Annotated in this window: 2 protein-coding genes and 1 pseudogene; all 3 read left to right on the plus strand. The window is 67.3% G+C overall.

Annotation, left to right across the window (positions count from 1 at the left end):
- Positions 1 to 11: 11 nt before the first annotated feature.
- A complete protein-coding gene (locus tag ACIQ09_RS08250) occupies positions 12 to 12,497 on the plus strand; it encodes a filamentous hemagglutinin N-terminal domain-containing protein (RefSeq protein ID WP_398308079.1) in 12,486 nt (4,161 codons plus the stop codon).
- A gap of 5 nt (positions 12,498 to 12,502) precedes the next feature.
- Positions 12,503 to 12,820, plus strand: coding sequence for a hypothetical protein (locus ACIQ09_RS08255; RefSeq protein WP_398308081.1), 318 nt, complete (start codon positions 12,503 to 12,505; stop codon positions 12,818 to 12,820).
- 338 nt (positions 12,821 to 13,158) lie between these two features.
- A pseudogene (locus tag ACIQ09_RS08260) lies at positions 13,159 to 13,375 on the plus strand (IS5/IS1182 family transposase); the annotation flags it as partial.

A 13,375-nucleotide genomic window follows, 5' to 3' on the forward strand; every position in this document is an offset into this window, starting at 1 on the left:
GAGTGCTGCCCATGCGTGCCAATCTGCCTGCCGATGACGACATCTCCCGTGTCTCCCCGTGGCGTCGGATCACGGCGCGCATCCTGCTGGTGGTCTTTGGCTCGGGCTGCATCCTGCCCGGCGGCGCCCACGGGGCGCCCATCGCCGACCCCACCGGCCCCATCGCCTTCCGGCCCGGCATTGGCCAGACCTCCACCGGCGTGCCCGCGGTGGATATCACCCGTCCCAACGCGGGCGGCACGTCCTACAACCGCTACCAGCGCTTCGACGTGGACCAGGAAGGTGTGGTCCTCAACAACAGCAGCCAGGCAGGTACGACCCTGCTGGGGGGGCGTGTGGCGGCCAATCCCAATCTGTCGGGCGGCGCTGGCGCCAGCGTGATCGTCAATGAGGTGGTGGCACCGGGGGCGGCATCGCGCCTGGTGGGGTCGATCGAGGTGTTTGGCGCCCCGGCCGCGGTCATCGTGGCCAATCCCAATGGCGTCACCTGTGCCGGCTGTGGCACGGTCAACAGTCCGCGCTTCATGCTCTCCACCGGCACGCCGGTGTGGCTGGATGCGCTGGGCTCACCGGCCAGCTTCGCCGGCGCCACGGGGGTGGGCTTTGATGTGATCGGCGGGCAGGTGCGTGTCGAAGGACAAGGCCTGGAAGGGACGGTCGGCAAGGTCGAGCTGGTGGGCGCCTCCATCCAGCTGGATGGCCCGGTGCGGGCCCACTACCTCAACCCCGAGCTTGCCGGCATCACCGTGCTGGCCGGGGCCGGGCGGGTGGCGGAGAAGGCGGGGCAGCTCGACAACCTGAGCCCGGGGCAGCCGGCCTCTGCGCCCCTCGGCAGCTTCGCCATCGACGGCACGGCCTTTGGCGCCATGAGCAGCAGCCAGATCCGCATCGTGTCCACCGACCAGGGGGTCGGTGTGCGCATGGCTGGGCCTTTGCTGGCCGACAGTCTGGGGCTGGTGATCCGCAGCGCCGGCGATCTGAGCGTGGGCGAGCTGGTGGCGCGCCAGTCCATCACCCTGGATGCCGCCGGCAATCTGAACATGCAGGGCGCCGCGGCGAGTGGCGGCGACCTTTCCGTTCATGCCGGAGGGCGGGCCAGCGTCAACGCGGCCAGCTCGGTGAGCGGTGCAGCCAGCCTGTCCGCCGCCGACACGGTCGAGATCCTCGCGCCGCTGACGGTGGGCGGACGCGCCAGCGTCAGCGCAGACCAGGTGCGCCTGGCGGCCGGGGTGACGGCCGGCGAAACGCAGATCGACGCCCGCTCGCTGGTGCTGGGCGACGGTGGGCGCGATGTCCAGATCCGCGGCGACCTGAACCTGGCGGTGGCCGGTGAGCTGGTGACGCCGGGGGCGGTGACGGTCAGCGGCAACACCCGCCTCTCGGCAGGCGGCTCGGTGGGGCTGGGCGGGGATGTGATGGTGGGGGGGAACCTTTCGGTGGATGCCGCGGCGGATATCCGCGCCGGCGGCCACCTGAGTGCGGGTGGCCTGATGCGTCTGCATGCCGGCCAGGCCCTGGACATCGTCGGCGGGGTGTCGGCAGGAGCCCTCGATCTCGTCGCCGGTCGGGCGGTCTTCGGTGGTGATGTGATGGTGACGGGTGACGGGGCCATCGTGGCGGGCAGCCTGGTATTGCCCGCCCGGGTGGAGGCGGGTGGGAGCCTGCGCATCGACACCACCGGTGACCTCATCAGCAGTAGGCGGGTGGTGGCCAATGGCGACCTGAGCCTGGGCGCCGGGGGGCGCCTGGCCCTTGCCGAGAGTGGTGCCGGCGGCAGGGCCGACGTGACGGCCCGGGGTGGCGCCCTGTCCATCGGCAGTCCCTTCGTGGCCGGGCGCGCCGTGCAGCTGGCCGGGCGGGACGGGGTGAGTGTGGACATCGTCCAGTCGGGCGGCGATCTGGGCATCACCAGCAGCAGTGGCGGGGTGACAACCGGCGCGCTGCTCGCTCCGGGAGCCGTGGGGGTGAATGCCGCCCTCGGTCTGACTGCTGCGGGCCCGGTGGCGGGGGGCGGGGATGTCCGCCTGCTTGCGGGGAACGCACTGCAGCTTGCCAGCAGTGTCTCTTCCGGGGCTGATCTCCGCCTCGGCGGATCCTCGGTCCGTGCCCGGGAGGTGCTGGCCGCCGGGGAAATGCTGGTCGAGGCCGGGCAGGTCGAGGCTGATGCACTGGGGGCGGGTGGGGCGCTTTCGGTAAACGCCCTCACGGGCGTGCGCGTAACTGGCGGGGTGCTGACCAATGGGCCGCTCAGCGTCGTGGTGAGTGATGGTGCCCTTGCGCTGGGTGGTGCGCTGGCCTCCAATGCCGCGCTCGCGGTTAGCGCGAAGGGTGACATCGGCGTGCTCGGCGGGCTGGGCAGCGGCGCCAGCGCAGCGCTGGTCAGCCAGCAGGGGCGTATCACCGTGCAAGGCGGCGCGAGTACGGCAGCCGGCCTGACGCTCGACGGCGCCAGGCAGATTGATGTTGGCGGCGACGTGGCGGCCCGGGGGCCCATCGTTCTGCGCAGTCGAACGGAGGGGATGGCCGTGGCGGGCAGTGTCGTCGGTGCCGGCAGTCTGAACGCCGACGCGCCGGGGGATATCCGCTTTGCTGGAGAAACCGTCGTGGGCGGTGATCTGGCCGTGGCAACGACTGCCGGCGCCCTTGCTTTCGAGCAGAACCTGGAGGTGGGCGGCGCGGCGCGCCTGGCGACGACCCGTGGCTTGCGCTTCGGGGGGGACAGCCGCTTCTTCGGTGCGCTGAACCTGGCCGGTGCCGGCGGCCCGATCACAAACCATGGGCGGCTCTATTCCAGCGCCGACTTCATCGTGGACACCCTGAGCGATTTCACCAGCGAAGGGCGAATCGACAGCCTCGGTGTGGTCTCCGTGCAGGCGGCACGGCTGGTCTTCAATGAACGCGGGGCTGGCGGTGTCTTTGCCAACGGTGGCATCCGTCTGGTGGCGCGGGATTCCGGCCGCCTGGGTAGCCTGGGCACGTTCGCGAGCAGTGGCGCCATCGCACTTGAGGGGCCGCGATTCGAGACGGCCGGGGAGGTCCTCTCCTCGGGGGGTGCCATCACTTTCAGCGGCAATACCCTGGTCAATGCCGGTCTGGCGGCGGCGCAGGCCGTGGTGGTGAACGGACGCCTGGAGAACGAGAGCGGCGGGCAGGTGTCGGCGGCGTCGGTCGAGGTCCGCGGGGCGACCCTCAACCGGGGCGAGATCGGTGGTGGCTCGTTGATCCTGGCGGATGGGGTGAATAACGCCGGGACCGTCGTGGGTGATCGGCTTGAGGTGGGGGGCGATCTGCTCAATGCGGGCAGCCTTGGCGGCGGCACCTTGAGTCTCAGTGGCCGCAGCCTCGTCAATACCGGGCTGCTGGCGGCCGAGGTTGTGGCGGGCACGGCCGCCACCCTGGATAACCGGGGGCTGCTCCATGGGGGCACGGTCGATCTGCAGCTTGGCGGCGACCTGAACAACAGTGGGGTCATCGAGTCTGCCGGCCGCATGGCCATCGTGGCGGATTCCCTGGGCAACAGCGGCACGCTGCAGGCGGGCACCGTGGGAAGCGTCCGGACGGCCCTTGCCGTGGCAAATGATGGCGGGCAGCTCTCGGCGGTGGACGGGCTGAGCATCGTCACCGGCACCTCCTTGAGCAATCGCGCAGGGCGGATCCTGGCGGGTGGCGATCTGGGCGTGCAGGTGGCGGGCGACCTGAGTGGTGCCGGCCTGCTGGCTGCAAATGGCCACTTGCGGGTCCAGGCGGGGGGTGGGGTCGAAGTGGCTGAAGGGGGCGCAGGGGGTGATGCGACGCTCTCTGCCGACGGTGGCCAGTTGCGCGTCGGCAGCCCGTTTGTCGCCGGCGGCAATCTGCTCCTGACTGGCCGGGACGGTGTGGTGACGCACGCTCTGGCGGCAGGGGGCGCCCTGGGTGTGGGCAGTACCCTGGGCAGTGTGGGCACGGGGAGCCTCGCTGCATCGGGGCCCGTGAGTCTCGTCGCGGCGGGGGACGCCCGCGTGCTCGGTTCCGTGGTGAGTGACGGGGCGGTGGCCCTGAGTGCGGGGGCGGCGCTGGGCGTGGATGGGGTGCTGGCATCCGGTGCTGCGGCCAGGCTCTCCGGCAGCAGCGTGTGGGTGGGCGGCCCGGTCCAGGTGGTGGGGGCCTTGCTGGCGGATGCTGGTTCGGGTGGGCTGGCGCTTTCCGGAGAGGTCAGGGCGGGCGCCGGCGTGGTGCTCAAGGGGCAGCAGGTTTCAGCCAGCGGTGTGCTGACTGGAGGGAGCGTCGCAGTGCAGGCCGGGGCCGATGGCTTCGACAACAGCGGCAGCCTGGTGGGCAATACCGGTGTCGATGTGGTGTCACTGGGCGGTGTGGCACAACGGGGCCGCGTGGCGAGTCAGGGGAATGTCGCCCTGGTGGCCGGCCGTGGTCTGAGCGTGTCGGGTGAGGTGGAGGCCGGCGGCAATCTGCGCCTGGACGCCGCCGAGCACGTCCTTGCCAATGGTGCGTGGTGGTCGGCCGGCGCTCTGGAGGCCAGGGCCGGGCAGTCCCTGGGCAACTCCCGGGATGTGCTGGCCGGTGGCGCCATGAGCCTGGTCGCGGATGCCGGTGCCCTGACGCTGGGAGGTCGGGTGGCTGCCAATGGCGCCCTGAACCTGAAGGCCGGCGGGGCGCTTGATGCCGGAGCGGTGAGCGGTGGCCTGGAGAAGGGTGAGTCCGTCTCGATCGAGGCGGGCGAGAGCGTAGGCCTCGCCGAGGTGCAGGCCGGCGGCCACTACCGTGCCCGTGCGGGGGGCGACTACCGGGTGAGCGGCGCAAGCCTGGTGGTCGGGAACCTCGATCTGCTTGCCGTTCGGGATGTGGCCCAGCGCGGTGCCGTGAGCATCGGCGGCAATGCCACGGTGCAGGCCGGCGGCAGTCTGGCCCAGGGCGAGACACGCATCCTGGGGCAGGGCGTGCTCATTAGCGGGGGCGGGCAGGCCTATGCCGGCAGCGTGTCGGCAGGTGACACCCTGGAGCTTCGCGCGGGCGCCGGGGTGGATGTGGCTGGTGCGCTGCGTACCCCGGCCGCGCTGTCGGTCGAGGGCGGAACGGGCGCGGTGAGCGTTGCCGGTGAGCTGGGCGCAGGCGGCCGTCTGCAGGTGGACACGGACAAGGCCGTTACCGTGGGCGGCGAAACGCTGGCCCTTGCTGCGGCACAGCTGCGCAGTCGTCAGGATGGCATTCACCTCAAGGGCCCCGTGACCGCTCTGGAAGCCCTGGGCCTGGACGCCGCGGGGGATGTAAGGCTTGGCGCCGAGCTGGCGGCGGGCGCCTCGCTCGATGCGCGTTCGGCTGCCGGGTCGGTGGTGTTCGAGCGTGGGCTGGGGGTGGCCGGGGCCGCGAGCTTCTCGGTGGGGCAGGATCTCGTCTTCCTGGGCGACGCCCTGTTCTATGGCCCCCTGTCGGCGACGCGGGTGGGGCGGACGCTGGACAGCCGCACTCGTCTGCAGGTCGGGGGCGATCTGCTGCTCGACATTGCCGGCGACTTCGTCAGTGAGGGCCTGCTGCAGAGCGCCGGGGGCGTGCGCATCCAGGCTCGCAACATCACCACCAACCTCGCCCGCGCCGGCGGCATCGTGGCCAACGGGGACATTGAGCTGGTGGTCCGCGACCTGGGTCAGCTTGGCGCCCTGGGCAGCGTGAACAGCAGTGGCGGGTCGGTCCTGTTGTCAGGGAGCCGCTTCAGCAATGCCGGTGATGTGATCGCCGGTGGGGCGGGTTTTGTCTTCTCGGGTGGCACCCTGAGCAACGCCGGGCAGATTGCCGCAGAAACGGTCCGGGTGACCGGTGCGCTCGACAACCAGGGGGCGGTCTACGGCGAGACGATCAGCGTCAGCGGATATACCACCAACCGGGGCGCCATCGCCGGTACTGCCCTGTCCTTCGATGGTGGGCTGGGTAACGCGGGTGTTATTGCTGGCCGCACCGTGAGTGCGTCCGGTACTGTCAGCAACAACGGCGAGATCAGCGGCGACCGGGTCAGCCTGTCGGGCGGCGTGGTGGCCAACAGTGGTCTGGTGTCGGCGAGCCATGTGGTCATCCAGGCCGCTGAGCTGGGGAACCAGGGCACGCTCAGCGCCGGATCCCTCGACGCACTTACCCTCGGCGCCTTCACCAATGCTGGCAGCGTGCTGGTGGGCGGCAATGCCGACATCGTGGCGGATGGCGGCTTCGTCAATCAGCTGGCCGAGGTGTCCCGCTGCATCACGCCTGCCGTCTGCAATCCTCTGCCCGGGTCGCCACCGCCGCTCCCACCCGACCCCGACAAGGATTTCCGTTTCGTGCAGACCCCTGGGGTGCTGGCCGTGGGCGGGCAACTCACGCTCTCCGGCGGCAGGGTGGAGAACCGTGGCGTCATCCAGGCCGGCGGCATCCACATGGCCCTTGGCCTGGGTGCCCTCGTCAACGCGCGCAGTGAGAACGATGTCCTCACCGATGCCAACTTCGGTGCCGAGGCACCCACCACCAACACCGGCCTGATCCTGGCGGCGGACGACATCATCGTCTCCGCGGGATCGCTGCTTAACAGTGGTGGGCGCATTGCCGCCGGGGGCGGGCTGGATGCCCGCGTCAGCGGCGAGCTGAGCTCGGTGGCGGGCACCCGCGCCGGCCTTTCGCCCGTTCTGGGCGGGCGTTACATCACCCTCTCCGGTGCCGAGCTGCGCACCGACGGCCTGGTGCATGCCACCCAGGATCTGACCCTCCTGGCCCTCACCGGCAGCCTGACCAACCGCGGCACCCTGCTCGCCGACAACAGCCTTGCCGTCGTTGCCGGCACGGCCGTGACCAACGCCGACAAGGCTGCCCTGCTGGGCACGCGTTCAATCAGCCTCAAGGGTGCCCACGGTGTCGACAATGCCGGCCTGATCTACGGCAACGGGGAGGCTGCCGAACGGGTGCTCATCGACGCGGGAGATGGCACCTTCCGTAACGCCGGCACGGGCACGGTGCTGGCCGACGCCTCCCTGGACATCAAGGCTGCCGCCTACGCCAACGGTGGCACGGTGGCGTCCCGGGGCGACGCCCGGCTGGAGGCGCCGACTTTCGTGTTCCGTCCCGCCAGCAGTTCTCTGCTGGCCTTCGGCACCCTGCGCCTGGATGTGGCCGGTGTTGCTGTTGACGTTGGTGAAACCTGGGTAAGCCCCGCCACGAATACCCTCTGGACGGGTGTTCTTGTGAACACCGGGCGTGTGCTGCTGGGCGGCAATGGGGCGGGCAGTGTGGAGAACCTGGCCACCGGCAGCCAGACGCTGGCGGGCGAGCCGGATCTGCTCAACGGCGCCTATCTTCTGCTCGGGCTGCCGGCACTGAACGGCCCCTACGTGGATCAGCATACCGACGTGGCGACCCGGGCCCAGTTCGTGGTCAATGGCCTGTTCCAGGGCAGCCTGCGCAATGTGGCTTCCGATGCCAAGGCGGCTGGCACGTACAGCTACAGCGCAGGAAGCGTCGCCCAGACCGTCCGCTGGACCAACGCCCAGGGCGAGATCGAGGAGACCGCTGCCCTCAGCCAGGCGCGCCTTGACGCCACGGGTGGCAGCACGGTCATCACCCTGGAGAGCCCGGACGCCGGCACCATCATCGCCGGCAATCTCGGCATCACGGGTGTCAATCTCAGCCTCGGTACGGGGGTCGATCCTGCTGCCGCCCAGCAGGCCCTGGCTGCGTCACGCCTTAACCGGGTGACGGCCGGCAGCCTGACGGGGCTCCAGGGGACGGTCACGACGCCGGGTGGGGTGATCGGAACGGGTGGCGCGCTTCAGCCTGCTTCGATCCAAACTGCAGGCCCGACGGCGCCGGTTGCCGCGTCGCCCCTCAGTCCGGGGCAGACGGTGCTGGCCGGTGTCACACCCACCCAGGCCCAGGGCAGCGGCGTCGTTCAGGTGAGCGAGAGCCTCGTCGCTGGCAGCACTGCCGGGGTGGTTACTCCGACAGATCCGGGGCTGGCCGATCCCGGTCAGCCTGCATCGGGGAATGGTACGCATGCCGTGCCCCAGGCCGACATCGACCCGGCCTCGCCAAGCCTGGCGGTGGGTGGAGGCGAATCTTCGATCAAGACGCCCTCCGTGCCCGCGACCCCTGGTGGAAGCCTGCCAGCAGACGAAGCCGCCCGCTACGGCCTGGCCTTCCCCGACTGGGGCAGCTTTAGCGGTGTCGCCGGCACCCTCCGCGCCGACAACGTAGACCTGCTGCTGTCTGGCCGCTTCACCAACCGGGGTGCGTTTGAAGTCACCAACCAGCTGCTGATCCAGGCCGAAGGTGGCATCGACAACTTCGGGGCCTCCATCAAGGCTGGCGGTGCCCTGGGCTTGTTCGGGGCCAGTCTGGACAACCGCAACGGCGCCATCCAGGCCGACAGCCTCGTGCTCGCCCTGGGTGGATCCCTGGACAACACCCGGGGCCGCATCCTCATCGACAAGGACGCCAGCTTCGCTGTGGGCGGCGACCTCATCAACGATTCCGGCCGCATCGAGGCCGGCAGCCTGGCCCTGGATGTGGGCGGCAATCTCTACAACCGCAGCCTCTACGCGGTCGACCTCAAGGACACGACCACCACCACTCGCACCGAGTACGACAGCGTCTTCGGCACCACCGTCACCACCCGCAGCGACAGTACCGTGACCCAGAGCGCCGACCTTCGCGCCGGCATCGTGGCCCGCACGGGCGATCTGAGCCTGAATGTGGGCAAGGACCTGGTCGTCACCGGCGCCGACCTCAAGGCGGCCGGCGCGCTCACCGGCCGGGTGGGCGGCAACATCGACATTCGGGCCCTGTCCGTAGAGACCAGCCGGCAGCGCGTCGACACGGTTAGCAACGAGCGCAGCTACACCCTCAACAACGGCGAGACCGAAACCACCGGCCTCACCGCCAGCGGCAGCATCGTCAACACCCGGATCGACCGTCAGATCCGCCATCAGGCCTCCGTACTGGAGGCCGGCAGCAAGCTCGACCTCGAAAGCGGCGGCAGCACGGTCATCGTCGGTGCCCAGGTCAAGTCCGGAGCAGAGACGCGCATCGTCGCCGGCGGGCACCTGGCCCTCGGCGCGGTCGTTGACAGCACCCATGTGGAGCAGCGCCTCACCACCCGCGTCGAAGGCGCGGCGATTCTTCCCGGGCTGCCGACGGCAAACGGAGAACGCCTTGAACTGACACGTACCGAAACCGCCGTCGGCGGGCAACTTGATGCCGGTGGCGCCACCACCCTCCAGGCCGCTGGAGGCCTCATCCTGAGCGGCCAGCGCATCAACAGCGCTGGCGACACCCGCCTCGCCGGCGACAGCGTCATCCTCGACGGCATCACGCTCGAGAACCGCCAGGAAGCCCGCAACGTTGGGGCGACCACCGTCTCCCTGGACGCCCAGACCCGCCATGTCGGAAGCGCCATCCAGAGCGCTGGCACCCTTGAGGTCACCGCCACCGGCAAGCCCGCCGACGCGGCGAGCACGGCAGGCAGCATCCGTGGCAGCGGTGTCCAGCTCGACGCAAGCCGCGCGCTGACCCTCGCCGCCGAAGGCGATATCGCCCTCGAAGCCGGGCGTAACACCGAGGAGCACGTCACGCGCAACCGTTCCGGCACGTCCATCGTCGAGCGCAGCCGTGACGAAAGCGCCCGCAACCTGCTCAGTGGCGAGGCCATCAGCCTGGCTGGCCGCAATGTCACCCTCGAAGCGGCCACGCTCACCACCCCAGGCACAGCCACGATCGTTGCCCGGGAAGTCCTCGCCCTCACCGCCGCCACCGACACCGCCTTCGAACACACCCTCAACGTCAAAAAAAGCGGCAGCTGGTTGAGCAAGAAGACGACCACCACCGAGCACTCCGAACAAAGCCTTCAGGCCGCCACCACCCGGATCGACGCCCAGGACATCCAGCTCCAGTCGGGCGGTGACCTGGATCTCTACGGTACCCGTCTCAATGCCGGCGGCGAAGCACGCCTGTCTGCCGGGGGCGAGCTGCACGCCTATGCTGTGCAGGACGTGCACAGCGTCATGGACCGCCGGAAAGTTGTCCGTGCGCCAGGTATCGGCGCCCTTCTGCTGGGAGAAGACCCGACCTTTCGGCGTCGAAAGACCGAAACCCGCGATAGCAGCACGACTGACGAAGCCCAGGTTACCCAGCTTCAGAGCGTGGGTGAGCTCACCACCCAGAGCGGCGGCGACACCCTGCTGCAGGGCACTTCAATCGCTGCAGCCCAAACCCGCATTGAGGTGGGTGTCGGTGACAAGGCCCAGGCCGACGCCACCCTGATCCTCGAAGGCGCGAAGAGCCGGCTCGACACCAGCCACTCCGTCAGCAAGAAGTCCTTCGTCTGGCAAAGCCAATCCGGCCAGGGCGAAAGCACGGAGACTCTGACGCTCGTCAACATCCAGGGCCCGGTCACGCTCCAGGCCCAGAAGATCGTCGCCCAACTCCCGGAAGGCGACTTCAAGACCCAGTTGGTGAAACAGGCGGCGCAGCCCGGACAGGCGTGGATGCTGCAACTGGCCGACCGCCCCGGCGTGGATTGGAAGGCCGTCGCCCTGGCCTATGACAAGTGGGACTACAAGCAGGAGGGGCTGACGGCGGAAGCGGCGCTGGCGATCGCCATTGTCGTCAGCATCCTCACTGCTGGTTCCGGTGCCGCACTGGCCAGCTTTGCTACAGGCACTACCGTTGCTACCAGCGCCACCTCCGCCATCATCCTGCAGGCCGGTATCGTCGCCCTCACCACTCAGGCCACGGTCACCCTGATCAACAACAAAGGCAACCTGGGCAAGACGCTCAGTGATTTAGGGCGCGATGAAACCATCCGGAACGTTGCCACCGCGATGCTCACTGCCGGCGCCCTGAGCGCCCTGGCCGGCAGCATCAGTGTTCCCAATGCCGACGGTAATCTCGTCACCCTGGCGGAGATCAGCGGCAAATCCGATCTGGTTGCCCAGATCGGCAAGAACGTCATCAACAACACCGCCAGTGCGGTGATCGACACCGCCATCAACGGCGGCGACCTGGGCGACAAACTCGCCCAAGCCATCACCACCAGCGTCATCGACGCCGCCGGCGCCAGCGCCGCCAATAGCGTGGGCGACCTGGAGGGCTTCGGCAATCGCATGGGTCACCTCGTTGTCGGCTGTGCCCTGGGCGCAGCCAAAGGCGGCGACTGCGGCTCCGGCGCCATCGGCGGCTTGGCCGGCGAGCTGGCGGCCGAATGGTACGGCGGCAACCGCGAACCGGTTAGCGCCACTCAGGCCAGCAAGACCGTGGACGTCGCCCGGTTGTTTGGCGCACTAGCCGTTACGTTGGTGGGTGGCGATGCACAGGTTGGCGCAAGCGCCGCGGGGAACGCGGCGCAGAACAACTGGCTCAACCACATCGAAGCGCGCCAACTCAGTCAGGCCAAGGAAAAACTGAAGGCCTGCCAAAGCGCCCAATGCCGAATCGACGCCCAAGCCGAGATCAAAACCCTCGAAGCTCGGGACAAGGCGCGGAACGAAGCGCTGGCCGCCGCATGTAATGCGCCGTCGAGTGCTGCGTGTGCAGAACTGCGACGCCAAGTCACCCTCGCGGCGGCAAGTTATGTAGGTCAGTCCGATGGCCTGGATCCTTTTGGTGATATCGCTAAAGAGCGTGCGGAAAGCCAGACACTTGCGACTCAATACAACTTGCGAAGCAGCAATGCCGGTGCATACAACAAGCTCACCGGGGCAACGCAGAGTGTCGTGGGTGGCGTGGTGGGCACCGTTGAGCTCGCCATCACGATAGGTCTGGCGACCGTAGGAGATCCCCAGGCCCAGGCTCAACTCGGCAACCTCGCTAAGGGGATCGGCAACTCCCTGGCTCATCCGATCGACGCAACTGAAACTCTCATTGCTAGCACCTTCGCGCAAGCAAATGCACTGGAGATGCAGGGACGGGCCGACGAAGCGACGCAACTGCTGGCGAAGTTGTTTACGGACGGAATGCTGACCATCAGTGGGGCCGGGACGGTCGTAGCGAAGATTAGTGGTAGGGTAGTTGGGAACATCGGGGAGGTTGGGGTAGGGGCAAACGCGGCAGAGCGCTCGTTTGCCTTTAATGCCATTGAAAATCCGGGACCGCTGGCTTCGTTGCCAGGCAGGCCAGCTGCAAACTTCTACGGTGGAAAATACAATCAAACTGTTCTGACGGATGATTTAGTGCTTTATCGAGGTGGCGAAGCCGGCAAGCCGCTTGGGCAATGGTTTACGAGGGAAACACCTCAATCTGTGGCCCAAATTCGGATCGACTCTGCTGTGAAACCGCAATGGATTGACCCCAAGACTGGCGTTCTCACCGGTACTTCTACGATTGACACAATGTATGCAATCAGGATTTCTAAGGGCACGATCATCTACGAGGGGCCTGTTGGATATCAAGGAGGTATTTATATGGGGGGGCCAAGTGCTAACCAAGTATTTGTACCCACGCCATGGAATATCAAAGGCGTGCAAATTCTGAACGCGACTCCGATTAGGTGAATAAGATGACGAAGAACACGGCTGAAAAAGGCGAAGAAGCCCGACAATTGCTGCTTGAACTCAGCTCGCTCCTAAAGGAACATAGAGAGTCAAATTGGACTCGCGGCATTGAGGCCGCAATTTCCGAGCTGACCTTTGGCGACGGGACTTTCAATAAGGCGGGTCTCGAAGCTGCAAAGTCAATCTACAAGACGATGAATGAAGGGGGGAGAGGCTTCGCTGAATATTTTTTTTGGCTGGACAGCGAAGATGATCGAATTGCCGCCAATAAAGATCTAGACAATCTCCGAACTAGGCTGTGGGATGTGTTTGAGTTGTTGTAGCAAAGGGCGGAACTCCAGCAGGGCTATCGAAACTACGCAAATGACATCAATCGTCGTCATCCTCGTCTTCCATTGTCACGAAACCAAGCAACTTGGCGCGATACGGGTTCGAGGTGGCGGCTCAAGTCGGTTGATAATCACGTCAATAATATGACGGCAGCGCATAGTGCGAGGGATGGATGTAGGGAAATAGGGCGCGCACCACGGTTTCTCTTCCTGGATGCCCCAAAAGCCATGAATGAGCATTTGAATAAACTAGCAGGGTGATGCAAAACCCAGTGACCGATCCCGCCACCCGCCTGTCCTAGCCGTATCCCCGAACCCCAGGCAGAACAACGATGCGCGGCGAAGTCGATCCCCAGTCCTCGATGTTTCACTATTTCTCGGTCGAGTCCCGGATTCCGGCTGATCACCCGTTGCGCCGGGTTAAGAAACTGGCCGAATCGGCACTGTCCGCCATTTCTGCGGAGCTCGACGGCCTTTACGCCAGGACGGGCCGCCCTTCGATTCCGCCGGAGCGCCTGCTCAAGGCCCAATTGCTGATTGCCTTCTACT

Source organism: Zoogloea sp. (assembly GCF_044344315.1).
In the GTDB taxonomy this organism is placed as follows: Bacteria; Pseudomonadota; Gammaproteobacteria; order Burkholderiales; family Rhodocyclaceae; genus Zoogloea.

Coding starts and splice junctions, on each gene's coding strand:
- ACIQ09_RS08250 (WP_398308079.1), top strand. CDS start 12: ATGCGTGCCAATCTGCCTGCCGATGACGACATCTCCCGTGTCTCCCCG.
- ACIQ09_RS08255 (WP_398308081.1), top strand. CDS start 12,503: ATGACGAAGAACACGGCTGAAAAAGGCGAAGAAGCCCGACAATTGCTG.